Here is a 24,219-nt window from a genome sequence, read left to right as displayed (position 1 = left end):
CGCACGTAGACTGAGTGCTCGTGACTGAACGCACTCTCGTCTCCCAGCTGCTGTCCCGCGAAGACGGACCCGTCTCGGTGTCCGGGTGGGTCGAGACGGTGCGCGATCAGAAGAAGGTGCAGTTCGTCATCCTGCGCGATGAGACCGGCGCCGTGCAGCTCGTGAACCCCGCGACGCGTCCCGCCGAAGACGGCACGGACCAGGATGCCGCAGCCCTCGCCCTCACCTCGGCGATCTCCGAGCTCGCGACGGGCACCTTCCTCACGGTGCACGGCGAGCTCAAGCACGACGAGCGGGTCAAGCTCGGCGGCGTCGAGATCAAGATCGGCACGCTCGACATCGCGGCGGCGGCCAACCCCGAGACGCCGATCGCGGCCGACTCGAGTGTCGACAAGCGCATGGACTGGCGCTTCCTCGACCTCCGCCAGCGTCGCAACAACCTCATCTTCCGCGTGCAGACGACGTTCGAGCACGCCCTTCGCACGTACTGGATCGAGCGGGACTACATCGAGGTCCACTCCCCCAAGCTCATGGCGAGCCCGTCCGAGTCCAACGCTGAGCTCTTCTCGCTCGAGTACTTCAACGACCAGACGGCCTACCTCGCGCAGTCGCCGCAGTTCTTCAAGCAGATGGCCCAGGTCGCGGGTTTCGGCAAGATCTTCGAGATCGCCCCGGCCTTCCGCGCCGACCCGTCGTTCACGTCGCGCCACGCGACCGAGTTCACCTCGATCGACGCCGAGATCAGCTGGATCGACTCGCACGAAGACGTCGCGCGCATGCAGGAGGAACTCCTCCAGACGGCGTTCCAGGCGGTCAAGGACAAGCACGGCGCCGAGATCGAAGAGCTCTTCGGCGTCGAGGTCCGCGTTCCCGCGGTCCCCTTCCCGCGCATCCCGCTCGCCGAGGCGCGCGAGATCGTCAAGAGCCGCGGCTACGACATCCCTCGCACCGACGGCGACCTCGACCCCGAGGGCGAGCGTCAGATCGCCGCGTACGTCGAGGAGACCTACGGCCACCAGTTCGTCTTCATCACCGACTACCACCCCGAAATCCGTGCGTTCTACCACATGCGAGACGAGGAGACGGGGCTCACGAAGTCGTACGACCTGCTCTTCAACGGCGTCGAGATCACGACGGGCGCGCAGCGCGAGCACCGCGTCGACGTGCTCATCGAGCAGGCGAAGGAGAAGGGGCTCGACCCCGAGCACCTCGACTTCTACCTCGACTTCTTCCGGTTCGGTGCACCACCCCACGGCGGGTTCGGGATGGGCCTCGCGCGCGTCTTGATGCTCCTCCTCGGAGAGTCGTCGATCCGCGAAGTGACCTACCTCTTCCGCGGACCGACGCGCCTCGCGCCGTAGCAGGACGCCGGTCCCGATATCAGCTGCCGCAGCCCCCACGGTGAGGGGTCTCGGAGACTCGGTCCGTAAGGTGGCCGGATGCTTGATCCCTGGGTCTCCTTCGCGATCACGGTCGCCGTCTGTCTCGCGGCGGCAGCCGTCTTCGCCGCACTCGTCTCGCTCGCGACGCGCCTCCTGGCGCGTAAGCAGTCCTGGCCGGAAGGACTGGTCCGTCGACTGAGAGCGCCCTTCCGGGTGGTCCTGCTCCTCATCGGCCTGTGGATCGCCGTGGGCCTCGCTTTCCCCGCCGCATCCGAGGGGGAATGGATGCCGGTGATCGAGCAGGTGCTCACGATGGCGGTCATCGCCGCATCGGCGTGGATGCTCGCCGGCGCCGTCCTCTTCGTCACCGACATCGCGCTCGGCCGGCACCGCATCGACGTTCCCGACAACCGTGTCGCGCGTCGCATCCGCACGCAGACGCTCATCGTGCGCCGACTCGCGATCGTCCTCATCGTCATCATCGCGATCGGAGCGATGCTCCTGACATTCCCCGCCGTCCGCGCGGTGGGCGCAAGCATCCTGGCATCCGCCGGAATCGCCTCGATCGTCGCGGGTCTCGCGGCGCAGTCGGTGCTGGCGAACATCTTCGCCGGTGTGCAGCTCGTCTTCAGCGACGCGCTGCGCGTCGACGATGTCGTCGTGGTCGAGAACGAGTGGGGCCGCATCGGCGAGATCACGCTGACGTACGTCGTCGTGAACCTGTGGGACGACCGGCGGCTCGTCCTCCCGTGCACCTACTTCACGACGCAGCCCTTCCAGAACTGGACCCGTCAGAGCAGCGAGCTTCTCGGCGCCGTCGAACTCGACGTCGACTGGCGGGTGTCGCCCGCTGACATCCGAGCGCATCTGAAGGACATCCTCGCGACCACCGATCTGTGGGACGGCCGGACCTCCGTCGTCCAGGTGACGGATGCCGTGGGCGGACTCGTCCGAGTTCGCATCCTCGTGACGGCGAAGGATGCACCGACGCTGTTCGATCTGCGCTGCTACGTCCGCGAAGGCATGGTGACGTGGATCCAGCGCTCGATGCCCGACGCGGTTCCGGTTCAGCGCGTGCTCGTCGCAGACAATCCGACCGCGGGAGGAGCGTCGACGAACAGCCGGGCGATGGAGGATCCCGTGGACACCCAGATGCCCGAGGTGTCACCCGGGCTGTTCACGGGCAGCGCTGAGGCCGAGGAGCGCGCGGCGGCATTCACGAACGCGATCCCGATCATCACGGCGGACCCCGAGGCATCCGAGATCGACCCACCGGCGCGCCGCACGCCGTGATGACGGGGCGCCGTCCCCGACGCTCCGGATAGCCTGGCTCGGTGACCGTCATGAGCGAACTGCCAGGTACCGTCAACTTCCGCGATCTCGGCGGACTGCCGACAGCGGGAGAGCCCACCGCCTACGGGGTGTTGTACCGCTCGGATGCCCTCCACGCCCTTACACCGGCGGGAGAAGCCGAGCTCGCGGCATCCGGAATCGGCGTCATCGTCGACTTCCGCACCCCGATCGAGCGTGACCTCGCTCCCGACCGCCGACCCGCCGCGCGGCGCATCCGGGATATGCACCTACCGCTCCTCGAGGGCGCGATGTCGCACATCGTCGGTGAAGCACTCGAAGCCCGCGCGCTCGGCGACCACTCGGCCCTCGGACGCGCTGCCGAGGCGGCGATGGCGAACCTTCCGACGCTCGGGGACATGTACGCGCAGATGCTCGATCACGGCGCCACTCCCTTCGCGGAGGTGGCGCGGATGATCGCCACCCCCGAGGACGCCGATCATCCCGGCGTCCTGATCCACTGCACGGCCGGGAAGGACCGCACGGGCGTCTGCACGGCGGTGATCCTGGATGCCGTGGGCGTGGAGCGCCCCGCGATCGTCGCCGACTACACCGCGACGCAGCAGAACCTGAGCGGGGCCTGGTTCGGTGCGATGACGCACTCGATCGAGCGCTTCGGCGTCACCGTCACTCCGCCGCTCGCCGAGCTGATCGGCGGCAGCCCCGCGGACGCGATCGAGCGTGTGCTCGCGTGGCTGGATGAGCGGGGTGGATCGGCGGCATACCTGCAGTCCGGCGGTCTGACGGACGCGGAGCTCGAGGGCGTCCGTTCGCGGTTCGCAGGCTGACGACGTCGGCGCGGGGCGACGGCGGGGTTACTCGACGGCGAGTGCGGCCCGAAGACGCTCGGGAGAGATCCGCCAGTGGCCGACGAGGCGGTCGTCCACGAGCACAACGGGGATCTTCTCCCACCACACGTCGTAGAGCGCCGGGTCGTCCATGATGGAACGCTCATCGACCTCGACAGCGTCGGCGACGTCGTCCGGCAGGTCGGCGAGAACTGTCTCGACGACCTCGCGGGCCACGTCGCACAGGTGGCAGTCGGGCTTCGTGATGAGGGTGAGCGTCGTCATCGCTCGACGGGGAACCCCGCCGCGATCCATCCGTCGGTTCCGCCGTCGACGTTCGTCGCGTCGTGTCCTCGGGGCGTCAGTGCCTCGATGACGCGGGCGGAACGCCCTCCGGACTTGCAGATGACGTCGAACGGCTCGGCGGGGAGCTCGTCGAGGTGCTCTCCGAGCGTCGACATGGGAAGGTTCACGGCACCCGGCACGTGGCCTTCGGCGTACTCCCACTCCTCGCGCACGTCGATGAGCGGCCGGCCCGTGCCGGCTTGGAGAGCTTGGACGTCTACCGATTTCATCGGCTGTCTCCTTCGATGCGATGGCTCATGAGGGCGCTATCGAGACACGAAGCGCCCCCTTCGACGACACGACGGTCGGCCGGGAGGCGCTTGGTGCGGATGCCGCTTACTTCTTGTTGCGGCGCTGGTGGCGAGTCTTGCGAAGCAGCTTGCGGTGCTTCTTCTTCGCCATGCGCTTGCGGCGCTTCTTGATGACTGAACCCACGGAAAACCTCACTAGATCGGGGTCTGGACGCAGGGTCGCCTGCGCCCGGGATCTGGCAATCGGAAAAAATGCCTCGGATCAGTCTAGCCGACGTCGGCGATAGGACGTTGCAGGGCGGCGGTGACCGCCGATTCGGGCACGCGGTAGCTCCGTCCGAACCGCACAGCGGGGAGTTCCCCCGCGTGGACGAGCCGGTACACCGTCATTTTGGACACGCGCATAAGCTCCGCGACCTCTGCGACGGTCAAGAAGCGCATATCGGGCAACTCAGCCATCGGGCCCTCCAGATCTTTCCCCAGTCTGCTGTGGCCACTCTAGGGTCAGGAGCGTACGCGTGTAAACCCGCGTGGCCCTTGTGACGACTGGTGCGGGAGTTCTCAGGAGCCCTGCTCATCCTCGGGTTCCTCAGAACGGTGGCGAGCCAGTACGTCGCGGATCGACCGTCCACGGTTCAGCGCGCCAGTTCGGGGTCGCATCAGGACTCCCCGATGGCCGAAAGTGCACGCCGAGCGTCGGCGGATGATCGTCGTAGACACGTCCGAGCGGTGACGTCCATTGCAGGACGCCGCCAGGCAGCTGTCGCACGCGCCAGGCGGTGAACTGCTTCATGCTGTGATGGCGCTGACACAGGTGGGCCAGGTTCTCGACCCGCGTCGGGCCTCCACGGGCGGCGTCGACCGTGTGATCGACTTCGCAGCGGACAGCCGGCATCCGGCATCCGGGAAAGCGACAGTGCTGATCGCGCGCCCGCAGGTGCCGATCGATCGCCGTCGTGCGGTGGTACGCGTCGACGTGCAGGACGGCACCCGTCACGGGGTGCGTGAGGATCCGCTCCCACGGCACGCGCGTGGCGCCGGCGAGCCGACGGGCCGTGTCGGCGTCGATGGGCGAGCGTCCCACGAGATCGGCGGGCTCTTTCGTGACGCCGAGGAGGGCGAGCGCCGGAACGACGACCTGGACCTTCGCGCGGATCGCGCCGAGCACTCCCGGACCGTCATCGGTGCGGGTGGGATCGGCGTCGGGCGCCGCCGTGAGGAGCATGTCGGCGAAAACATCGACCCGCACCTGGTCGGTCGTGCGGGTGTCGTTCGAGATGGCTGCACCGCGGGACGCGGCATCCGCGTCGCCGTCGTCGGCCGTACCGGTCACCTTGCGCGCATCGATGACGGAGCGAGCCTGCTGCGTGATCCGATCGTAGATCGCGTCGGCCAGGAGCGAAGGCATCGTCGCGCAGAGTTCGGACATGCCGTCGCCGACCGTGACGACCCGCACGCGTCGCCCCTTGGCCGCTTCGGCGTGGCGCTCGGTGAGCGGCCGCGGGTGCAGGTGCTGAGCCAGTAGATCGAGCTCCGCCCGCACTCGGCCCGGAGTCTCGCGCTCGCATCGCCGCAGCGCCTCGCACTCGAACTCACCCCGCTGCTCCACCGGCAGAACCGCGCCCGCCTCGGCGATCACTCGGACATGTCCTCGCGTGATACGCCCGCTCTCCCACGCGGCCATGCTCTCGGAATAGTCGGCCACGAGCACCGACGCGTCGCCGATCTGGCGCTGGACAGACCGATCGGTCACCCGAAAGACCCCGGCCAACTCTGCCGCGATCGACCTCAGCGCCATGTCGTGATCGCGGACCGAAGCACGAGATCCCGCGGTCTGCGTGCGAGCCAATTCGCCAGCGCGTGCGAGAGCGCGAGTCTGCTCCGCCTGCGCCGCCGCGATGATCGACTGCGACTTCTCCACGTCGGCCACGATCTGCGCGAGAACGGCGGCATCACCGTCGCTGATGCCGGAGAACCGAGGAGAACGCATGTTCTAATGTTAGGCGCCGACCCATCCGCGAAACGGGTTATCCACAGGCCTCTTGCGCGCGGAAACACGCGGAACCACGACCAGTGTCGGCGCCTCGCGACGCCGCCCCAGACGACCCGAAACTCAGCGGCTGGGCAGGCGCTTGAACGCGGCAGCGACGGCGTGCTTGGCGGATGCCGCAGCCCGGCCCACGACGTCGGCGGCATGTGCCGCACCCTCCGTCAGCGTCGACGGACCACCGAACTCGAACTCGGTCCCATCGCTCAGGAACGGCATGAGCCAATCGTCGATCTCGTCGAGCGGCTCGGCAGCGAGACTGTAGAAGCGGTGCTGCCCCTCTTCGCGGACCGACACGAGGTGCGCGTCGCGCAGCACTTTGAGGTGCTTGGAGACCGTCGGCTGGCTGACGCCCAGCTCGTGCACGATCTGCGAGACGCTCGTTCCCCGCTCGCCGTCGGCGGAGCGATCGAGCAGGAGTCGCAAGATGTCGCGACGCGTGCCGTCCGCGATCACGTCGAAGATGTCCGCCATGTGCTCAGATTAGCCGCGGACGCTGGGGAGTACCATGAGGGCCTACCGTGGGACCGTGACAGGGAGGATCCGGATGCCGGACGCCACGCGCGTTCCGGGCACCTCGACGGTACGCAGAGCGGGCCATGCGATCGTGGACTTCTTCCGCGGACTGACGCAACGGTCGCCTTCGCGCTTCGCGATCCTGATCTTCGTTTCGTTGATCCTCGTCTTCACAGCCCTGTTCTCCCTGCCCTTCGCCGCCGCCGACGGCCAGGTGACGCCCTTCGCCGACGCCTTCTTCACGGCGGTCTCGACGATCTGCGTCACGGGCCTTGCGACAGTGGACATGGCGACGCACTGGTCGCCGTTCGGCCATGTGCTGGTGTTCCTCGGCGTGCAGATCGGCGCGCTCGGCGTGCTGACACTGGCATCCATCTTGGGCCTCGTCATCTCGCGGCGCCTCGGCCTGCGCGCGAAGCTCATCGCCGCGAGCGATTCGAACCCCCTGCGCTCGCACGGCGGTCCCGTCAACGAGGGCCAGACGGTGCAGCTGGGCCAGATCGGCAGCCTGCTGGCGACCGTGGCGCTGTCGACCCTCGTGATCGAAGGCGTCGTAGCGGCGCTCCTCTTTCCGGGGCTCCTCCTCGCCGGAATCCCCTGGTACACGGCACTGTGGGAGGCGCCCTTCTACGCCGCCATGGCGTTCACGAACACGGGCTTCACCCCCAACGCCGAGGGGCTCACCCCGTTCGCCAACGACTACTTCTTCCTGACCGTGCTGATGGCGGGCGTCTTCATGGGCTCGATCGGATTCCCCGTCATCTACACGCTGCGCCGGCACCTCTGGCACGTGCGCCGCTGGTCGCTGCACGCGAAGCTCACGATCATCACGACGGTGGCCCTGTTCATCGGCGGCGGTGTCGTCTTCCTGATCCTCGAGTACGACAACCTGCTCACGCTCGGCACGCAGAACGCGTGGGACACGACGTTCCAGGCGTTCTTCCTGTCCGCCATGACGCGCTCGGGCGGATTCTCGCTCCTCGACATCGGCGAACTCAACCAGTCGAGCCTGCTCGTGGCGTGCATGCTCATGTTCGTCGGCGGCGGGTCGGCGTCGACGGCGGGTGGCATCAAAGTCACGACGCTCGCCGTCATCGCGCTCGCGGTCTGGTCCGAGGCGAAAGGACGCGCATCCAACCAGGTGTTCGGACGCCGGATCCCGAGCGACGTCCTGCGCGTCGCCCTCTCCGTCGTCGCGTGGGGATCGACGATCGTGGCCCTGTCGACGATCATCATTACGCAGATCACGAAAGCGGACCTCGGTGACGTGCTCTTCGACGTCATCTCGGCGTTCGGCACCGTCGGACTGTCGACGGGACTGACGGCGGAACTGCCGGATCCTGCCGTCTACGTCCTCGCCATCACCATCGTCATGGGTCGCGTTGGTACAGTGACACTCGCCGCAGCGGTCGCTGCGTCGTCCCGTTCGCAGCTCTACGCGCTGCCAGTGGAAAGGCCGATCGTTGGGTGAGAGGATTCGCAGCGACGCACCCGTCCTCGTGATCGGGCTTGGCCGTTTCGGCGCGGCGTGCGCGGGAGAGCTCGACCGACTCGAGCGCGAAGTGCTCGCGATCGACGAGAGCCTCGACCTCGTCCAGAAGTGGTCGGAGCGCGTCACCCACACGGTGCAGGCGGACGCACGCAACATCGACGCGCTCAAGCAGATCGGGGCGCAGGACTTCCAGGTCGCCGTCGTCGCGGTGGGGTCGCTCATCGAGGCATCCGTCCTGATCACGGCGAACCTCGTCGACCTCAAGGTGCCGCAGATCTGGGCGAAGGCGGTCTCGCAGTCGCACGGCAAGATCCTCGCCCGCGTCGGCGCGAACCACGTCATCTACCCCGAGCGCGAAGCCGGCGAGCGCGTCGCCCACCTCGTGAGCGGGCGAATGCTCGACTTCATCCGCTTCGACGACGACTTCGTGCTGGCCAAGATGTACCCGCCGAAGTTCATCCGCGGCGTGGGCCTCAATGAGTCGGGCGTCCGCACGAAGTACAACGTCACGGTCGTCGGCGTGAAGAGCCCTGGAAAGCCGTTCCGCTACGCCGAGGCCAACACGATCGTGACGAACCACGACCTCATCATCGTGTCTGGGACGAACGTCGACATCGAGCGCTTCGCCGCCCTCGAGCGGTAACTCGCGCCTCGGCGGGGCTCCCGCTCGGCGGTGGCTCCCGCTCGGCGGTGGCTCCCGAGTCGACACGGCGCGCACGAAACGACATTCCTCGCGCGCACGCCGTGTGTCGTCTGGCACGCCGCGTGTCGTCTCGCACGCCGGGCGGCTCCGGGCGGGCGACTCAGGACCGGGCGACTCAGGACCGCGGCTCAGGCCGGGGCGGCCAGTTCTCGGGCCCGCACGAGCGCGGCATCCGTCGCACTCTCGAAGACGACGTCGAGGCGCGCCGCCTGCAGGACGGCGATCGCGCGCTCCGTGGTTCCGGCCGGGCTCGTGACGCGCCGGCGCAGCTCCGCGGGGTCTTCTCCGGATGCCTCGAGCAGCGCCGCCGCGCCGATGAACGTCTGCTCGGCCATGAGCCGTGCCTGCTCTTCGGAGAAGCCCTTGCCGACGGCGGCTTTCGTGAGCTCCTCGATGAGCAGGAACACATACGCCGGACCCGATCCGGAGATCGTCGACAGCGCGTCGATCTGCGACTCCGGAACCTCGACGACCGACCCACAGGTCTCGAACAGGCGGCGGACGACGGCGACGTCGTCGTCGGATGCCGATGCCCCGGCAGCGAGCCCCGTCACGGCCTTCCCGACGACCGCGGGAGTGTTGGGCATCGATCGCAGGACGGCGATGCCGGGCCCCAGGATCTGCTCGAAGGTGGCGATCGTCACGCCGGCGGCGAGGCTCACGACGATCGTTCCGGGGCGCAGGTGCGGCGCGATCTCTCTCAGGAGGTCGGGAACCATGACCGGCTTGACGCCGATCAGCACGATGTCGGCCGAGCCGGCGGCATCCGGATTGCCCGTCGGGGCGTCTTCGAGCGCGACGCTCGTGACTCCCGGAAGACCGGCGAGCGCTTCGGCCTTCGCGCGTGAACGGTTCGTCACGGTCATCCCGCTGACCTCGAGACCCGAGGCCAGCAGGCCGGACTCGACGAGGCCCGAGAGGATCGCACCGCCCATCGATCCTGCTCCGAGAATGGCGATGGGCGGCAGCAACGCGGTCATGGGTTCATCTTAGATCGCCCCTATTTCGGTATTGACTTATATAAGCCGCGGCTGAATCATGGGACCATGCACGCTCTCGACGTCCTCGGAGACCCCGTCCGGCGCCGGATCCTGGAGCTCCTCGCCACAGGCGAGCGGAGCGCGGGAGACATCGCTGCGACGGTGCAGGACGAGTTCGGCATCTCGCAGCCGGCCACGTCGCAGCACCTCCGCGTCTTGCGCGAGAACGGGTTCGCCACCGTCCGCCGCGAGAGCACGAGGCGGCTCTACGCCATCGATCCCGCGCCGCTCGAAGCCGCCGACGAATGGTTCGATCCGTTCCGCGGCTTCTGGCAGCCGCGCCTCGATGCTCTCGGAACGGAACTCGCGCGCGGACGCAAGGCGCGCCGCGCCCCCGCACCGCCGCCCCCAATGAAGGAGAACTGACATGGTCGACGTCGACACCCAGATCCGCGCCGTGAGCCGCAGCACCGGCATCGAGCAGACCGAGGGTGAGGAACTGCGCCTCCAGCGGATCGTGCAGACCTATGCCTCGCCGATCGACGACGTCTGGGATGCCGTCACGAGCCCCGAACGGATCGCACGCTGGTTCGCGCCGGTCGAAGGCGATGCCGTGCTCGGCGGGCGCTACCAGATCGTCGGCAACGCCGGCGGAGACGTCCTCGCGTGCTCGCCGCCCGCCGACGGCAGCGCCGGATACCGCCTGTCGTGGGAGATGGGCGGCGCCGTCTCCTGGGTCGAGATCGTGCTCACGGCGGAGGGCGACTCGACGCGGCTCGAGCTCGCACATGCGGCCCGCCCGGGCGATGTGCCGCCGGGCTTCTGGGAGCTGTACGGACCCGGAGCGACGGGCGTCGGATGGGATCTGTCGCTCCTCGGGCTCGCGCTGCATCTGCGGAGCGACGCGAGCGTCACTCCGGCCGACGCGGAAGCGTGGTCGCTGAGCGAGGAGGGCATGCGGTTCTCGCGGCGTGCCGCGGATGCCTGGGCCGAGGCGCACGTCGCGGGCGGGGCAGATCCGGATGCCGCCGCCGCAGCCGCCGAGGCGACGTACCGGTTCTACACGGGCCAACCCGCACCCGCGTCCCCCGAGGCGTGACACCCGGGGCGAAACCCCCGGGTGAGCACGGGTGAGCGGGGTTATAGTCGAGCCGGAGGGGGCTGCGCCGCCCCCCGCGGCCGCACCCGGAGGACCCCGATCATGACCCTGCTCGACGGCATCAGCTCACGCATCATCGAGACGCCGCGGCTCGCGGTGAACATCCTCGAACGCACGGGAGACGATCCCGCCACGGCACCGGAGCAGACCGTCGTCCTCATTCACGGAAACGTCTCGTCAAGCCTCTTCTGGCAGGAGATCATGCAGGATCTCCCGAGCGACCTCCGCGTCATCGCGATTGACCTGCGCGGCTTCGGAGGGAGCGAGCATGCTCCCGTCGATGCGACGCGCGGGGTTCGGGACTTCAGCGACGACGTGCACGCGACGCTCGAAGCGCTCGGCATCCCGACAGCGCACCTCGTCGGATGGTCGATGGGCGGCGGCGTCGTGATGCAGTACGCGCTCGACCACCCCGCACTCAGCCTCACGCTCCAGGCGCCCGTGTCGCCGTACGGATTCGGCGGCACACGACGCGACGGCACACGGGTGACCGACGACGACGCGGGCGCGGGTGCGGGCGGGGCCAACCCCGACTTCGTGCAGCGGCTCGCAGCCAAGGACACGAGCGACGAGGCCCCGACATCGCCGCGGAGCGTCTTCCGCTCGGGCTACGTCGCGCCGGGCTTCACGAGCGAGAACGAGGACCTGTGGGTCGAGTCGATGCTCACGACGTCGACGGCCGACGCGAACTACCCCGGCGACGGTGTCCCGAGCGAGAACTGGCCGGGATTCGCGGCGGGACGGTTCGGTGTGCTCAACACGATGGCGCCGCAGTACTTCGACGTTTCCGGCATCGTCGACATCGAGCCCAAGCCGCCGATCCTGTGGATCCACGGCACGGCTGACGCGATCGTCTCCGACACGTCGTTCTACGACCTCAATCATCTGGGCCAGCTCGGGATCATCCCCGGATGGCCGGGAGCCGACGCCGCCCCAGCACAGGAGATGGTGTCGCAGACGCGCGACGTGCTCGGCGCGTACACGGCGGCGGGAGGCGACGTCACGGAGGTCCTCCTCGGGGGCGTCGGTCATGCCCCGCACCTCGAGCGTCCCGCGGAGTTCCGCCGCGCGCTCCTCTCGCGGATCGGGTACGTCGGCATCCCGGCGAACCCGTCGCCGCCCACCGAGGCCATCATCATCCGCTCGGCGGACTGACGACGTCGCCGGGCGGGCGTAAGCTCCCCCGCATGAGTGCATCGGGTGGCGGGCGGGCGATCATCGCGGCGTTCCTGGCGAATATGGGAATCGCGGTCGCGAAGTTCATCGCGTGGTTCTTCTCGGGCTCGGCCTCGATGCTCGCCGAGGCGATCCACTCGGTCGCCGACTCGGGCAATCAGCTGCTCCTGTTGCTGGGCGGGCGCCGCGCCAAGCGGGCGGCCGACCGGGAGCATCCGTTCGGGCACGGACGCGAACGCTACGTCTACGCCTTCGTCGTAGCGATCATCCTCTTCTCCGTCGGCGGACTCTTCTCGATCTACGAAGGCGTCGACAAGATCACGCACCCCCACGAACTCGAGAACGTGTGGATCCCCATCCTCGTCCTCATCGTGGCGATCGGGCTCGAGTCGTTCTCGTTGCGCACGGCCATCCACGAGAGCAACCTTGTGCGCGAGAAGGGGCAGTCGTGGGTCTCGTTCGTCCGCCGCGCGAAGGCTCCCGAGCTCCCCGTCGTCCTCCTCGAAGACGTCGCCGCCCTGACGGGCCTCGTCTTCGCGCTGCTGGGCGTCGGGCTCACGTGGATCACGGGCAACCCGCTCTTCGACGCGATCGGCACGCTCATGATCGGGACGCTCCTGATCCTCGTCGCGATCACACTCGGCATCGAGACCAAGAGCCTCCTCGTCGGCGAAGGGGCGACGGATGCCGACCACGATCGCATCGTCTCCGCCGTCGAGGACGGCCCCGAGGTCGAGAAGCTGATCCACCTCAAGACGCTCTACCTCGGCCCCGACGAACTGCTCGTCGCGGCGAAGATCGGACTCCCGACCGACAAGTCGCTCGTCGAGGTCGCGCACGACATCGACATCGTCGAAGCGCGCATCAGGGACGCCGTTCCGGCCGCGCGCATCGTCTACCTGGAGCCCGACGTCTACCGCGCGAGGGCTGCGGCGGGACCCGCGACAGAGGAGTTCGTGGTCCGCTCGTCCGACTGATCCCCGCCGCTGGAAGGATGGTCGGATGGAGTACACGATCTTCACCGAGCCGCAGCAGGGTTTCTCGTACGACGACCAGCTCGCGTTCGCGCAGACGGCGGAGCGTGTCGGGTTCGACGCGTTCTTCCGGTCCGACCACTACATGAGGATGGGTCCCGGCGACGCTCTGCCCGGTCCCACCGACGCCTGGACGACGCTCGCGGGGCTCGCGCGCGAGACGTCGCGCATCCGTCTCGGCACCCTCGTGTCCTCCGCAACGCACCGGCACCCCGCGATCCTCGCGATCCAGGTCGCGCAGGTCGATGCGATGTCGGGTGGTCGCGTGGAGTTCGGGCTCGGGACAGGCTGGTTCGAGGCCGAGCATCGGGCCCTCGGCATCCCCTTCCCCGACAAACGGTTCGGACGGTTCGAGGAACAGCTCGCGATCGTCACGGGGCTGTGGCAGACCCCGATCGACGAGACCTTCTCCTTCGACGGCGAGCACTATCGCCTCGAAGACGCACCCGCGCTTCCGAAGCCGGTGCAGGAACGCATGCCCGTCATCGTGGGGGGCGGTGGAGCGAAGCGCACTCCCTCCCTCGCCGCGCGCTACGCGACGGAGTTCAACATCGGGTTCGTCGCAGAAGAGGTCATCGCCGAGAAGTTCGCGGGTGTGCGCGAGGCCTGCGAACGGATCGGGCGCGACCCCGCGACACTCACTCTCTCGGTCGCCCTCCCGACGATCGCCGGCGCCGATGAGGCGGCGCTCGTCCGCCGCGCCGAGAACGTCGGCGAGACACTCGACGAGGCGCGCGACGGCACGAACATCGTCGGCACACCCCAGGAGATCGCGGCGAAGGTCGAGCGGCTCAGGGCGCTCGGTGCCGAGCGCGTGCACTTCCAGCTGCTCGACCTGCGCGACGTCGAGCACGTCGAGTTCCTCGGCACCGAGGTGCTCCCTCTCCTCCCCCGCTGAGGTCGGGGGGCGCGGCTCCGACGGGCGGAAGATGGACGGACGTCAGCGGCGGGCCTCGAAGAAGTCGCGCAGCAACCCCGCGGCATCCGACTCGCGCACTCCCGCGACGACCTCGGCCCGGTAGGGCAACCGGCGGTCACGGACGACGTCGTACATCGAACCGGCCGCGCCCGCCTTGTCGTCCCACGCGCCGAAGACGAGCCGCGAGATCCGTGACTGGAGCACAGCACCCGCACACATGACGCACGGCTCGAGGGTCACGACGAGCGTGCAGCCGTCGAGGTTCCAGGACCCGACGGATGCCGCAGCCTGACGCAGCGCGACGATCTCGGCGTGCGCCGTCGGGTCGTGCGTGGCTTCGCGGAGGTTCCGGCCTTCGCCGATGACCGCGCCCGCGGCATCCGTCACGACCGCCCCCACCGGCACGTCGCCGTCCGCGGCAGCGTCACGCGCGAGGTCGAGCGCGCGATCCATCGCGGCGAGGTCGGCGGACGAGGAGTTCACACGACGAGACTATGACGCGACTACCCTGGAGGAATGCGCCTGCACGTCGCGGAACACCCGCTGATCACCCACAAGCTCACGGTCCTCCGCGACGAGCGCACCCCCTCACCGGTCTTCCGGCAACTCACGGAAGAACTCGTGACGCTCCTCGCCTACGAGGCGACGCGTGCCGTGCGCGTCGAGCCGATCGAGATCCGCACCCCCGTCACGACGACGACGGGCGTCAAGATCAGCGAGCCGCGGCCGCTCGTGGTGCCGATCCTGCGCGCGGGTCTCGGCATGCTCGAGGGGATGGTGAAGCTCCTCCCCACGGCCGAAGTCGGCTTCCTGGGCATGGCGCGCAACGAAGAGACGCTCGAGCCCACGACCTACGCCGAACGCCTGCCCGACGACCTCAGCGACCGGCAGTGCTTCGTCCTCGACCCCATGCTCGCGACGGGCGGCTCGCTCGGCGCCGCGATCGAGTTCCTCTTCCAGCGCGGCGCGCAGGACGTCACGGCGATCTGCATCCTCGGTGCACCCGAGGGCGTCGCGGCCATCGAGAAACAGGTCGACGGACGCGATGTGACCCTCGTGCTCGGAGCCCTCGACGAGCGGCTCAACGAGAAGGGCTACATCGTGCCGGGTCTCGGCGACGCCGGCGACCGCCTCTACGGCACCGTCTGACGGCAGCGGCACTGCGCACCGCCTTGCCCGCAGGGCGTCAGGCCGGAATCCGTCGCAGAACGGGTGGCGAAACGGATGCCGCGGGCTGCACCATCCGGCGATCGACGACCGCGATGGGAGTCAGCTCTCGACCGTTGAAGCGTGTCGCGGTGACGCTCGTGTACGCCGCCATGACGGGGCTCGCGAGGAGATCGCCGACCGCGAGGTCGGGGAGGAGGACTTCGCGGGCGACGACGTCGGTCGAGTCGCACGTCGGCCCCGCGACCGTCGCCCAGCGGTGATCGTCGCGGCGCGAGCGCAGCTCGCACGCCGCGAAGACGAGCGGATGCACGCCCTCGGCGACCACGTTCGAGTACGAGCCGTAGACGCCGTCGTCGATGTAATACCAGCGTCCGTCGTCACGCTCCGCGATCCCGACGACGCTCGTGACGAGTGTCATCGACTCCGCAGCGAGGATCCGTCCGGGCTCGGCGATGACGTCCAGCCTCGATGCAGCGACCTCGAGGGAGGGGCGGATCCGCTCCGCGATCGCCTCGATCGACGAGACGGGCACGTCGTAGGCGACGGGGAAGCCTCCCCCGATGTCGAGAACCGAGAAGCGCACCGGCAGTCGGGATTCGAGATCCTCGACGAGCGCCATCGTCTCTTCGACGGCATCGGCGAAGCGGTCGGGGTCGTCGAGCTGGCTTCCGACATGGAAGCTGAAGCCCGCGACGCACACGCCGAGGTCGACCGCGTGGCGAACGAGACGCTCCGCTTCGTGCGCGCCGACACCGAACTTGCTCGACAGATCACTCGCGGCGTGCGGGCTCCGATACGCGAGACGCACGAGGACACGGACGCCCGACGGCGCACCGCGGAACTTCTCCAGCTCGACCTCGTTGTCGACGACGAACGTGCGGACGCCGAGCGCAACGGCACCCGAGATCTCCGAGATCTTCTTGATCGGATGCGTGTGGAGCACACGCCCGGGAAGTGCTCCCTGGCGCATCACGAGATCGAGTTCCTCGCGCGTCGCGACATCGAAGTCGCACCCGGCGCGGGCGAGGGCTCCGATAACAGCCTCATGGGCGAGGGCCTTGACGGCGTAGTGGAAGCGGACGAAGGGAAGAGCCCGCCTCAGGCGGAGGTACTGTCGCGTGACGCGGCCGACGTCGAGGAGCAGCAGCGGCGTCCCCCGGACGGCGAGCGCGGCACGCGCAGCATCCGATGACAACAGCGCCGCCGTCTCGCGACGCCGCACCTCGACGAGCTCCGCAACGGCGACGCGATCGACGAGTCGGACGCTCATGAGGCGACCCTCCGGTCCGTGCCGCGACGGCGCAGGCCCGTTCGCTCGGTCACGGTGAATGCACCCGCTGCGACGGCGTAGAAGATGACGTCGGCCACGATCTTGCCCGCCAGCAGACCCACGACGGGGTCCTTCAGCAGGGAAACGCCCGCGAGGAGCGCGAGGGGCCGCACGAGGAGGGTGTCGATGAGTTCGGCACCGCCGAATTCGGCGACCAGCAGCATCGACGTGCGCGCGAGGACGCGACGCTGGCCGAGCCGCGCCTGTTCGATCGCGACCGTCGCGGCCAGCACGACGTAGAAGCCCACGATCTCGCCCACGAGCGCGGCTACGGCGACGAGGGCGTCGTTCTCGGTCCAGACCGATGCGGCAAGCCCCGCGACCACCATCGCCGCCGTGCCGGAGATCTCGGCAGGCAGGTAGCGGATGATCCAGAACCGGATGCCGCGGCGCCGGCGCGTGGGTGCATCACCCTCGGCTCCCTCGGATTCGCCGCGGGAGCCCGCGGCCTGGATCGACGTCATGATGCGCCCCTCTCTCACCGTGAGAGGGCCGAGGGTGCGACGTGATACGTCTGCGGGCGGGGGTCAGTCTCCGACGATGGGGTCCGACGCGGAACGGCGTCCCGTCTCCTGCTCCCAGAACTCGAGCTGTTGCGTCAGGGCCTTGGCGAGTTCGAACACCTGCTCCGGAGGGATGCGGATGCGACTGACCACACGGGCGGGGACGACCGTCCGCCGCTCCCCCGTCGTCTCGTCGACCTCTTCGCGCGGCGGCCTCGCGAGGGCGAGGAAGTCCATCACGAAGACGGATGGCGTGTGCCATACGTTCGCGAAGTCGGCGTAAGAGCCGGGAACCACCTCCGGGGGAAGATCGATCTCGAACTGTCGGGCTGCCTCATCGGCCACAGAATGCCTCCGTCGGGTCGCTTCCGCGAGTCTACGCGGACGACTCCGAGGGGCGGGCCGGAGGGGGTGTCACGCAGCACCTCGCCGCCGAAACGACACCCCGCGACCGAGGCCATACACGGCGTGCGCACGCGGCGCAGCGCCTCGCACGCGGCGCATCGCCTCGCCGGCGGGGCGCAGGGATGCGACCTGCCGAAACGTGCCGGATCGGCGTCGCCGATGGCGGGCGCCCCCGTGCTCAAACCCCCGAGGGGCGGGCCGACGTGTCGCGTCCGACGAGCCGCGCGAAGCCGCTGAGCCGCGCAACGCCCTCGGGCGTGTGGGGAAGGTCGTCGAGCAGCTCGGGGGAATGCACGAGGTAGGCCGTGTGCATCGCACGCGACAGCGCGACGTTGAGACGGTTGCGCAGCAGGAGGAACTCGAGTCCGCGCGGCGCGTCGCGCCCCGAGGAGGCCGCGAGCGACACGATCGCGACGGCGGCCTCTTGGCCCTGGAAGCGATCGACCGTCCCCACCGGCACGTCGGCGTATCCCGCCGCAGCGAGCGCCTCTTCGACCTCGACCTGCTGGGCGTTGTAGGGCGTCACGACGATGATGTCGCGCTGCTCCAGCGGACGCGGATCGCACGTCGTCGCGTCATCTCCGTCGCCGAAGCGGATGTCGCGCCACGTGCGGCCGAGGAGATCCCGCACGAGCTCGACGACGACCGCGGCCTCTTCGGGCGACTGCGTCGCGTTCCCGCGGTGGCGGACCGGCAGAGGGATCACTCCGGGTGCGACACCCTCGAGCGCGCGGAGGTGGGTCGCGGGATGCGCCGCGAGTTCACCCCCGTACGACAGCACCGAGACGGGTGCCGCCACCTCGGGACGCATCCGGCGTGTGCGGCCGAGGAAGTAGCCGAACTCGGGCGCGATGACGTCGGCGCCGTCCATGATCCACCCGAGGGCGGACGTGTCGACGGGAGCGGGATGCGTTCCCTGACTCACCTGCGGAAGCTGCTGCGGATCACCGAGGAGGAGGAGCCGCGGTGATGCCAGCGAGACGGCGATCGTCGAGGCGAGCGAGAACTGTCCCGCTTCGTCGATGACGAGAAGGTCGACGCTCCCGCGCGGGATGCGGCCGTCGTGCGCGAAGTCCCACGCCGTTCCGCCCACGACGAAGCCCTCGGGATGCTCGGCGGCGAACGCCGCGACGCCGTTCTTCGGGATGACGGTGAACGATGGGGGTGCGGCATCCGACGCCGTCGACTTCGGCGCCTTCGCGACCTGCTGCGGAGGAACACCCGCCGCGACGATCCGATCGAGCATGTGCTCGACCACCGCGTGAGACTGCGCGACGACGCCGATGCGGTAGCCGCGTTCGCGGACGAGCCGCGCGATCACGTGCGAGCCGACGTAGGTCTTGCCCGTGCCGGGAGGACCCTGCACGGCGAGGAAACTGTGGTCCAGGTCGAGGATGCCGCGGACGATCGCATCGACGTCATCACCCCGCGATGCCGGCAGAGCGCCGCTCTTCGTCGCAGGCGGTCGACGCGCGAGGAGATCCGTCGCGGCGTCGCCGGGAAGCCCGGGTGCCGCCGCGATGACGGCGTCGGCCCATTCGTCGATCGCCGCTTGCTGTTTGCCCGCGTGGGGCGGCGGAGCGGGAGTCACCGCGAGCGGGAGGTCGCTCCACGTCACTCCGTCGACCGCGGTCTCCTCCACCACGACGCCGTCGTCGAGCACCTCGACGACCGTCACGGGTCGCGCCGCATGGATCCACCGCGGCTTCGCCTCGAACGGATAGGGCGCCGGCACCTCGTAGAGCGCGAATGGCTGGGTGCCGACGCTCATCCTCGTTCCCGGAGCGAGTTCGCCGCGCAGCTCGATCGTGCGGCGCTCCCCTCCTCGACCACTCTCGGCGAAGTGCCAGTCGTCGGTGGCGCGCGACAGATCGGGATCGACGACCAGGACGTCGCGGGTCTCCTGCCAGAGGGAGACGGGTTCGCGGAGCCGGAGGAAGTGGGTCGCCCAGAAGGACTTCGCCTCGCGCGGGTAGTAGTCGATCGCCGCGGCCCCCAACTGCAGGGCGAGCGCGGCAGCCGACTCCGCCTCGTGATCGCCCGCAAGACGGGCAAGCATCCCGGCGCGCGGCGACGGCTCGTAGGTGTTCTCGTCGGGATCAGGATTCGGCGTGGGGCGGAGTCCTGCTTCGCGTGCCCGATCGACGAGCCAATTGCGCAGGCGCCTCGTCGACACGCAGTCGTAGCGGTTGTAGTCGGCGAGGTCTGCGAGGATCGCGGCGCTCGCATCGGGGTCGTCTTCGGCGAGCGCCCGTGCCTCGACGTACCTGACGATCGAGTCGTCGCCCTTCTGCACGTCGCTCGTGCGCACGTCGGCGCCCATGTAGAGCGGCTCGAGCTTCTTGATCGAGTACGACCTCGACCCGACCCGCAGGGCACGCCGCACGATGGGATAGAGGTCGACGAAGACCGCGTCGCGCAGGAGCCGGTCGACATCGGCCTCGCGCACGCCGTATCGCGCCGCCATCGCGAGCAGGTGCGTCGGCTCGTAGGGTGCGTAGTGGTAGATGTGCATGCCGGGGCTCTGCGCGAGTCTGAGCGTCACGACATCGATGAACGTCTCGAACGCCCGCTTCTCGTCGGCGAAGGAATGCGCCCAGAGCGCCGAGTACTGTTCGCGGTCATCGACCCACCCGAAGAGGTAGTCGATGCCCCAGTTCTTGACGGCATCGGGGTGCACGCCGTCTTCCGTGTACAGCGGGTCACCCTCGAAGTCGAAGAACATGTCGGCGTTGTCGGGGCGCGGAAGCGCCGCGAGCGCCTGCGCCTGCACGACCTCGAACGTCGGGATCGCGACGGGAGCGTCGCTCGCCTGTTCGGATGCCACGGCGACACCGCCCGCAGGACTCTCGAGCTGCAGTCGGGCCTGCGTGCGGAGCATCCGGAACACCTCGACGCTCATCCGCGCCGGGGGCTCGTCGAGCCGGGCCAGGTCGTCGATCGTCGTGACCCCCGCATCGCGGAGGCGCTGCCGCTGGACGGGCCGGATGCCCGCAACGAGCAGCAGATCCCGGGCGGCCGTGACCTCGGCGTCACACGTCGCACACCGGCCGCACGCGACGACCGCGAGCTGGCCGCGATCGTCGCCCCACGCGAGCGGCGCGCCGCCCGCACCGAGGTCGAGCCGCCGATCGGCGACGAGGGCCGCGAGCCGCTCGCGCCGCAGCCCGAAGACGGGCATGAGGTCGTCGACCGCATGGACCGAGGTCGTGCCGTCACCCAGGAGGAGTTCCACACGGTCGGCGCGGGGAACTCCCAACCGGTCGAGCTGATCGACATATGCCGCGAGCTGCATGAGCGCCGTGACGCGGGCCCTTCGGGCGAGCTTCGTGTCTTGCACGATCCACCTGCCGCGTTCGTCGCGCACGAGGAAGTCGGCGAACCCCACGAAGTCGGACGTCGCGAACGCCGCCTGGTAGATCACCTGCGCGTCGGAGGCGAGAGCCGCGTTCGTCGCTGCGACGGCGGCCGCGAGCGCCTCGACGTCGCGCGACGCCGTCTCGGGGATGACGGTGACGGATGCCGCACCGAACCGCGCGACGTAGTCGGCGAGGACGCGCTGCTCATGGACGATCCCGAGACGCCCGGCGCGGGCCAGCGTCTCATCGACGGGCTCCTCGACGGCGGGGACACGGCCGAGCTTGGCGTCGACAGCCCGCATCCACGCGAACTCGCATTCGGCCGCGGCCTTCAGGTCGCTCGCACTCCAGACGATCCGGCCTTCACTTTCGATGTAGCGCATGCCTCCCCTTTCCCCCCGACCCTAGCCGGGGGTTCGGACAGCCGGATCCGCGCGCGTGAGTGCCAGACTGGGGTCATGAGCCTTCCGTTCGAGAGCGTGTACCGGCACGGCTTCGCACGAATCGCCGCGTGCACGATCCCCGTTGCGATCGCCGACCCGAAGACCAACGCCGCGGCGGTCCTCGACGCGGCACGCGCATGCGATGAGGACGGCACAGCGGTCGCCGTCTTCCCCGAGCTGTGCCTCACGGGATACGCGATCGAGGACCTCGTGATGCAGGACGTCGTGCTCGAGGCCGTCGTCGCCGCGATCGAGCAGCTCGTCGCGGCATCCGTCGACCTCATGCCCGTCCTCGTCGTGGGGGCACCGCTCCGGCAGGGCTCGCGCCTCTACAACTGCGCCGTCGTGATCCACCGCGGAGAGATCCTCGGCGTCGCGCCGAAGTCGTACCTCCCCACCTACCGCGAGTTCTACGAGCGTCGCTGGTACGCCCCCGGCGACGACCAGGCCGGCGCGGACATCCGGATCGGAGCTTTCGAGGCGCCGTTCGGCCCCGATCTGCTCTTCGAAGCGCTCGACGTTCCGGGCCTCGTCCTCCACGCGGAGGTGTGCGAAGACGTCTGGGTGCCGATCCCCCCCTCGTCGTCGGCGGCCCTCGCGGGAGCGACGGTGCTCGTCAACCTCAGCGGGAGTCCCATCACGATCGCCCGCGCGGACGACCGCAAGACGCTCGTGCAGTCGCAGTCGCTGCGCTGCCTCGCCGCCTACGTCTATGCGGCGGCAGGTACGGGCGAGTCGACGAACGACGTCTCGTGGGACGGCCAGACGATGATCTACGAAGGCGGGATGCTGCTCGCCGAGAGTGAGCGCTTCCCCGACGGACCCCGACGCTCCGTCGCCGACGTCGACCTCGACCGGCTGCGACAGGACCGTCTTCGCCAGGGCACCTTCGACGACAACCGGCGCACGACGGATCCCCGCATGCGCACGGTGCACTTCCAGCTCGACCCGACGCCGCGCGACATCGGGCTGCGGCGATCGCTCGATCGCTTCCCCTTCGTCCCCGACGACCCGTCCCGCCTCGCTCAGGACTGCTACGAGGCCTTCAACATCCAGGTCTCCGGGCTCGAGCAGCGTCTACGGGCGATCGGCAACCCGAAGCCCGTCATCGGCGTCTCGGGCGGACTCGACTCCACGCACGCGCTTCTCGTCGTCGCGCGGGCGATGGACCGGCTCGGGCGACCGCGGAGCGACATCCTCGCCTACACGATGCCCGGCTTCGCCACGAGCGACCACACGAAGTCCAATGCCATCGCCCTCGCCGAGGCGGTCGGAGCGTCGATCGAGACGATCGACATCCGCCCCACCGCGACGGAGATCCTGAAGGGCATCGGCCACCCCTTCGCCGACGGCGAGCCGGTCTACGACGTCACGTTCGAGAACGTGCAGGCCGGTGTGCGCACCGACCTGCTCTTCCGCCTCGCCAATCAGCGCGGCGGAATCGTCATCGGCACGTCCGACCTGTCCGAACTCGCGCTCGGCTGGGCGACCTACGGCGTCGGCGACCAGATGAGCCACTACGCCGTCAACACCGGCGTGCCCAAGACCCTCATCCAGCACCTCATCCGCTGGGTCATCGCGGCGGGCGAGGGCGTCGACGATGCCGAGGCCGTCGTTCTGCAGTCGGTGCTCGACACCGAGATCTCCCCCGAGCTCGTGCCGGCGGGCGAGGACGGCCGCATCCAGTCGACACAGGACCGCATCGGGCCCTACGCCCTCCACGACTTCGCCCTCTTCCACGTGCTCCGCTACGGCTTCGCGCCCTCGAAGATCGCTTTCCTCGCCTCGCGGGCATGGGCGGATCCGGATGCCGGAGCCTGGCCCCCCGGCTTCCCCGAGAGCGACCGCTTCGCCTACGACCTCGAGACCGTCGCGAAGTGGCTCCGCGTCTTCCTCCAGCGCTTCTTCGCGTTCGCGCAGTTCAAGCGGTCCGCCATCCCCAACGGACCGAAGGTCTCCCCCGCGGGCTCTCTCTCGCCGCGGGGCGACTGGCGCGCCCCCTCGGACGGCAACGCCCGCGCGTGGCTCGCGGAGCTCGACGCCGCCCTTCCGCAGGCCTGACCCCGCGGCATCCGCGCGTTCGCGAGGAGATCCGCGAACCTGAGGACCCGGATGCCGCAAACCTCCTCAGAATCGCGGATCCCCTCAGTTCTGCGATGGGAAGCCGAGGGATCAGGCGGGGTGGGCTCCGTAGGCGAGCGTGATGATCCAGCCGTCGCGGGACAGGTCCGACAGCTGATAGAAGACGCGGCGGTCGGGGATCCACCCCTTCGTGCGGGCGGAGTCGAGCCGCACGTGGTCGGCGGCGACCCTCGTCCCGCGGCCGTCGGCGTCGCGGACCGCCTGCACACGCGTCCAGTGAGCGAGGAGTACGCCGAGATCGTCTTCGTCGAACAGGTGCGAGTGCCGCTTCATGACGCGCAGTTCCGCATCGTCGGGGTGCGCGTCACGCAGGTCGAGCCCGATCGGGACGGCGGGATCGGCGACGGCCACGACGGTCGCGGCGCGGAAGTTCGCGTTCCTCACCGAGAGCGGCACCTCCGCGCCCGCGACCTCGGCGATGAGCTGCGTGTGGAAACCGAACGTCCCCGGAGACTCGCGCTCCACGCGCACGGCCTTCTCCTCGATACCCAGTCGCTCGGCGATGATCTCCTTCGCGAGGAGACGCTTGCGGTCGTGCTCGGCGATCTTCGGATCCCAGCCGAGCCGCGCGGTGATGCCGGCGGGAGTGTCCAGCAGGACGGATTGCATGTGTCCTCCACTTCGTGCGGCGGGGCCGCACTCACATCCTGCCCGGACACGACTCCGGGCGATAGCGGCACGCGCCGGAGAAAAGACACCACGGAGGGGCGGCGTGAAGACGCCGC

At 69.2% G+C, this 24,219-nt stretch carries 25 protein-coding genes; 12 read left to right on the top strand and 13 right to left on the bottom strand.

Translation table 11 applies throughout. From position 1 onward, the window contains the following. The first annotated feature begins 20 nt into the window (after nt 1–20). The 3 genes from aspS (at nt 21) to FBY39_RS07230 (ending at nt 3,520) form a co-directional block, all read left to right on the top strand. Complete coding sequence (gene aspS / locus FBY39_RS07240; RefSeq protein WP_141931464.1) at nt 21–1,361, top strand: aspartate--tRNA(Asn) ligase; 1,341 nt, start codon at nt 21–23, stop codon at nt 1,359–1,361. Between the two features lie 78 nt (nt 1,362–1,439). Then, the gene (locus FBY39_RS07235; RefSeq protein WP_141931462.1) at nt 1,440–2,675 is read left to right on the top strand and encodes a mechanosensitive ion channel family protein; all 1,236 of its coding nucleotides are present in this window, start codon (nt 1,440–1,442) and stop codon (nt 2,673–2,675) included. Nucleotides 2,676–2,725: 50 nt separating this feature from the next. Further along, on the top strand, nt 2,726–3,520 hold the full coding sequence (locus tag FBY39_RS07230; RefSeq protein ID WP_260838059.1) for a tyrosine-protein phosphatase: 795 nt from the start codon (nt 2,726–2,728) through the stop codon (nt 3,518–3,520). A gap of 27 nt (nt 3,521–3,547) precedes the next feature. On the opposite strand, the gene FBY39_RS07225 is transcribed toward FBY39_RS07230, so the two are convergent. The 6 genes from FBY39_RS07225 to FBY39_RS07200 form a co-directional block, all read right to left on the bottom strand. Beyond that, on the bottom strand, nt 3,548–3,805 hold the full coding sequence (locus FBY39_RS07225) for a glutaredoxin family protein (protein WP_141931458.1): 258 nt from the start codon (nt 3,803–3,805) through the stop codon (nt 3,548–3,550). Next, nucleotides 3,802–4,095 carry a rhodanese-like domain-containing protein gene (locus FBY39_RS07220; protein ID WP_141931456.1) on the bottom strand — a complete coding sequence of 98 codons (294 nt, stop codon included), beginning with the start codon at nt 4,093–4,095 and terminating at the stop codon, nt 3,802–3,804. Before FBY39_RS07220 ends, FBY39_RS07225 begins: the two co-directional genes overlap by 4 nt. Nucleotides 4,096–4,201: 106 nt before the next feature. After that, a complete protein-coding gene (locus FBY39_RS07215; protein WP_003792170.1) occupies nt 4,202–4,300 on the bottom strand; it encodes a 30S ribosomal protein bS22 in 99 nt (32 codons plus the stop codon). Between the two features lie 83 nt (nt 4,301–4,383). Next, entirely contained in the window at nt 4,384–4,575 is a 192-nt protein-coding gene (locus FBY39_RS07210) for a helix-turn-helix domain-containing protein (protein ID WP_141931454.1), read from the bottom strand. A gap of 130 nt (nt 4,576–4,705) precedes the next feature. After that, nucleotides 4,706–6,106: an HNH endonuclease signature motif containing protein gene (locus FBY39_RS07205; protein WP_222115673.1), complete on the bottom strand. Its 1,401-nt coding sequence runs from the start codon at nt 6,104–6,106 to the stop codon at nt 4,706–4,708. A gap of 123 nt (nt 6,107–6,229) precedes the next feature. Next, nucleotides 6,230–6,637 carry a helix-turn-helix transcriptional regulator gene (locus FBY39_RS07200; RefSeq protein ID WP_141931452.1) on the bottom strand — a complete coding sequence of 136 codons (408 nt, stop codon included), beginning with the start codon at nt 6,635–6,637 and terminating at the stop codon, nt 6,230–6,232. Nucleotides 6,638–6,710: 73 nt separating this feature from the next. Between FBY39_RS07200 and FBY39_RS07195 the strand changes: the two genes are divergently transcribed. Then, nucleotides 6,711–8,150 (top strand): TrkH family potassium uptake protein, encoded by a 1,440-nt coding sequence (locus FBY39_RS07195; RefSeq protein ID WP_141931450.1) that lies wholly within the window; start codon nt 6,711–6,713, stop codon nt 8,148–8,150. After that, nucleotides 8,143–8,814, top strand: a complete 672-nt coding sequence (locus FBY39_RS07190) for a TrkA family potassium uptake protein (RefSeq protein WP_141931448.1) — start codon at nt 8,143–8,145, stop codon at nt 8,812–8,814. Before FBY39_RS07195 ends, FBY39_RS07190 begins: the two co-directional genes overlap by 8 nt. Nucleotides 8,815–9,002: 188 nt before the next feature. Here the strand turns inward: FBY39_RS07190 and proC are convergent, their stop codons facing one another. After that, nucleotides 9,003–9,854, bottom strand: a complete 852-nt coding sequence (gene proC, locus FBY39_RS07185; protein WP_141931446.1) for a pyrroline-5-carboxylate reductase — start codon at nt 9,852–9,854, stop codon at nt 9,003–9,005. Between the two features lie 66 nt (nt 9,855–9,920). On the opposite strand from proC, the gene FBY39_RS07180 reads away from it, so the two are divergent. The 5 genes from FBY39_RS07180 (at nt 9,921) to FBY39_RS07160 (ending at nt 14,121) form a co-directional block, all read left to right on the top strand. After that, the gene (locus FBY39_RS07180; RefSeq protein ID WP_141931444.1) at nt 9,921–10,280 is read left to right on the top strand and encodes a helix-turn-helix transcriptional regulator; all 360 of its coding nucleotides are present in this window, start codon (nt 9,921–9,923) and stop codon (nt 10,278–10,280) included. A gap of 1 nt (nt 10,281) precedes the next feature. Next, nucleotides 10,282–10,953: an SRPBCC domain-containing protein gene (locus tag FBY39_RS07175; protein ID WP_141931442.1), complete on the top strand. Its 672-nt coding sequence runs from the start codon at nt 10,282–10,284 to the stop codon at nt 10,951–10,953. Nucleotides 10,954–11,055: 102 nt separating this feature from the next. Beyond that, nucleotides 11,056–12,168 carry an alpha/beta hydrolase gene (locus FBY39_RS07170; protein WP_141931440.1) on the top strand — a complete coding sequence of 371 codons (1,113 nt, stop codon included), beginning with the start codon at nt 11,056–11,058 and terminating at the stop codon, nt 12,166–12,168. Between the two features lie 32 nt (nt 12,169–12,200). Continuing rightward, entirely contained in the window at nt 12,201–13,166 is a 966-nt protein-coding gene (locus tag FBY39_RS07165; protein WP_141931438.1) for a cation diffusion facilitator family transporter, read from the top strand. A 25-nt stretch (nt 13,167–13,191) separates the two neighbouring features. Next, the gene (locus FBY39_RS07160) at nt 13,192–14,121 is read left to right on the top strand and encodes an LLM class F420-dependent oxidoreductase (protein ID WP_141931436.1); all 930 of its coding nucleotides are present in this window, start codon (nt 13,192–13,194) and stop codon (nt 14,119–14,121) included. A 42-nt stretch (nt 14,122–14,163) separates the two neighbouring features. Here FBY39_RS07160 and tadA read toward each other — a convergent pair whose 3' ends face one another. Further along, nucleotides 14,164–14,625: a tRNA adenosine(34) deaminase TadA gene (gene tadA, locus FBY39_RS07155; protein ID WP_396652256.1), complete on the bottom strand. Its 462-nt coding sequence runs from the start codon at nt 14,623–14,625 to the stop codon at nt 14,164–14,166. Nucleotides 14,626–14,658: 33 nt separating this feature from the next. On the opposite strand from tadA, the gene upp reads away from it, so the two are divergent. Continuing rightward, nucleotides 14,659–15,291 carry a uracil phosphoribosyltransferase gene (gene upp / locus FBY39_RS07150; RefSeq protein ID WP_141931434.1) on the top strand — a complete coding sequence of 211 codons (633 nt, stop codon included), beginning with the start codon at nt 14,659–14,661 and terminating at the stop codon, nt 15,289–15,291. Between the two features lie 37 nt (nt 15,292–15,328). On the opposite strand, the gene FBY39_RS07145 is transcribed toward upp, so the two are convergent. From FBY39_RS07145 to FBY39_RS07130, 4 genes are all read right to left on the bottom strand, one after another. Then, entirely contained in the window at nt 15,329–16,582 is a 1,254-nt protein-coding gene (locus FBY39_RS07145) for a type III PLP-dependent enzyme (protein ID WP_141931432.1), read from the bottom strand. Further along, complete coding sequence (locus FBY39_RS07140; protein ID WP_141931430.1) at nt 16,579–17,106, bottom strand: hypothetical protein; 528 nt, start codon at nt 17,104–17,106, stop codon at nt 16,579–16,581. Before FBY39_RS07140 ends, FBY39_RS07145 begins: the two co-directional genes overlap by 4 nt. Before the next feature lie 63 nt (nt 17,107–17,169). Next, on the bottom strand, nt 17,170–17,490 hold the full coding sequence (locus FBY39_RS07135) for a DUF3467 domain-containing protein (RefSeq protein ID WP_141931428.1): 321 nt from the start codon (nt 17,488–17,490) through the stop codon (nt 17,170–17,172). A 238-nt stretch (nt 17,491–17,728) separates the two neighbouring features. After that, nucleotides 17,729–21,292 (bottom strand): bifunctional RecB family nuclease/DEAD/DEAH box helicase, encoded by a 3,564-nt coding sequence (locus tag FBY39_RS07130; RefSeq protein WP_141931426.1) that lies wholly within the window; start codon nt 21,290–21,292, stop codon nt 17,729–17,731. Between the two features lie 75 nt (nt 21,293–21,367). Here FBY39_RS07130 and FBY39_RS07125 point away from each other — a divergent pair, with 75 nt between their 5' ends. Further along, entirely contained in the window at nt 21,368–23,413 is a 2,046-nt protein-coding gene (locus FBY39_RS07125) for an NAD(+) synthase (RefSeq protein WP_141931424.1), read from the top strand. A 111-nt stretch (nt 23,414–23,524) separates the two neighbouring features. Here FBY39_RS07125 and FBY39_RS07120 read toward each other — a convergent pair whose 3' ends face one another. After that, nucleotides 23,525–24,103, bottom strand: coding sequence for a hypothetical protein (locus FBY39_RS07120; protein ID WP_141931422.1), 579 nt, complete (start codon nt 24,101–24,103; stop codon nt 23,525–23,527). Nucleotides 24,104–24,219: the final 116 nt, after the last annotated feature.

The sequence above is a fragment of the Microbacterium sp. SLBN-146 genome, from assembly GCF_006715145.1.
Classification (GTDB): domain Bacteria; phylum Actinomycetota; class Actinomycetes; order Actinomycetales; family Microbacteriaceae; genus Microbacterium.
Note: the sequence above shows the minus strand (reverse complement) of the source record. Positions and strands in the feature narration are given on the sequence as shown.

Coding starts and splice junctions, on each gene's coding strand:
- FBY39_RS07235 (WP_141931462.1), top strand. CDS start 1,440: ATGCTTGATCCCTGGGTCTCCTTCGCGATCACGGTCGCCGTCTGTCTC.
- FBY39_RS07230 (WP_260838059.1), top strand. CDS start 2,726: ATGAGCGAACTGCCAGGTACCGTCAACTTCCGCGATCTCGGCGGACTG.
- FBY39_RS07225 (WP_141931458.1), bottom strand. CDS start 3,805: ATGACGACGCTCACCCTCATCACGAAGCCCGACTGCCACCTGTGCGAC.
- FBY39_RS07220 (WP_141931456.1), bottom strand. CDS start 4,095: ATGAAATCGGTAGACGTCCAAGCTCTCCAAGCCGGCACGGGCCGGCCG.
- FBY39_RS07210 (WP_141931454.1), bottom strand. CDS start 4,575: ATGGCTGAGTTGCCCGATATGCGCTTCTTGACCGTCGCAGAGGTCGCG.
- FBY39_RS07205 (WP_222115673.1), bottom strand. CDS start 6,106: ATGCGTTCTCCTCGGTTCTCCGGCATCAGCGACGGTGATGCCGCCGTT.
- FBY39_RS07200 (WP_141931452.1), bottom strand. CDS start 6,637: ATGGCGGACATCTTCGACGTGATCGCGGACGGCACGCGTCGCGACATC.
- FBY39_RS07195 (WP_141931450.1), top strand. CDS start 6,711: ATGCCGGACGCCACGCGCGTTCCGGGCACCTCGACGGTACGCAGAGCG.
- proC (WP_141931446.1), bottom strand. CDS start 9,854: ATGACCGCGTTGCTGCCGCCCATCGCCATTCTCGGAGCAGGATCGATG.
- FBY39_RS07180 (WP_141931444.1), top strand. CDS start 9,921: ATGCACGCTCTCGACGTCCTCGGAGACCCCGTCCGGCGCCGGATCCTG.
- FBY39_RS07175 (WP_141931442.1), top strand. CDS start 10,282: ATGGTCGACGTCGACACCCAGATCCGCGCCGTGAGCCGCAGCACCGGC.
- FBY39_RS07170 (WP_141931440.1), top strand. CDS start 11,056: ATGACCCTGCTCGACGGCATCAGCTCACGCATCATCGAGACGCCGCGG.
- FBY39_RS07165 (WP_141931438.1), top strand. CDS start 12,201: ATGAGTGCATCGGGTGGCGGGCGGGCGATCATCGCGGCGTTCCTGGCG.
- FBY39_RS07160 (WP_141931436.1), top strand. CDS start 13,192: ATGGAGTACACGATCTTCACCGAGCCGCAGCAGGGTTTCTCGTACGAC.
- upp (WP_141931434.1), top strand. CDS start 14,659: ATGCGCCTGCACGTCGCGGAACACCCGCTGATCACCCACAAGCTCACG.
- FBY39_RS07145 (WP_141931432.1), bottom strand. CDS start 16,582: ATGAGCGTCCGACTCGTCGATCGCGTCGCCGTTGCGGAGCTCGTCGAG.
- FBY39_RS07140 (WP_141931430.1), bottom strand. CDS start 17,106: ATGACGTCGATCCAGGCCGCGGGCTCCCGCGGCGAATCCGAGGGAGCC.
- FBY39_RS07130 (WP_141931426.1), bottom strand. CDS start 21,292: ATGCGCTACATCGAAAGTGAAGGCCGGATCGTCTGGAGTGCGAGCGAC.
- FBY39_RS07125 (WP_141931424.1), top strand. CDS start 21,368: ATGAGCCTTCCGTTCGAGAGCGTGTACCGGCACGGCTTCGCACGAATC.
- FBY39_RS07120 (WP_141931422.1), bottom strand. CDS start 24,103: ATGCAATCCGTCCTGCTGGACACTCCCGCCGGCATCACCGCGCGGCTC.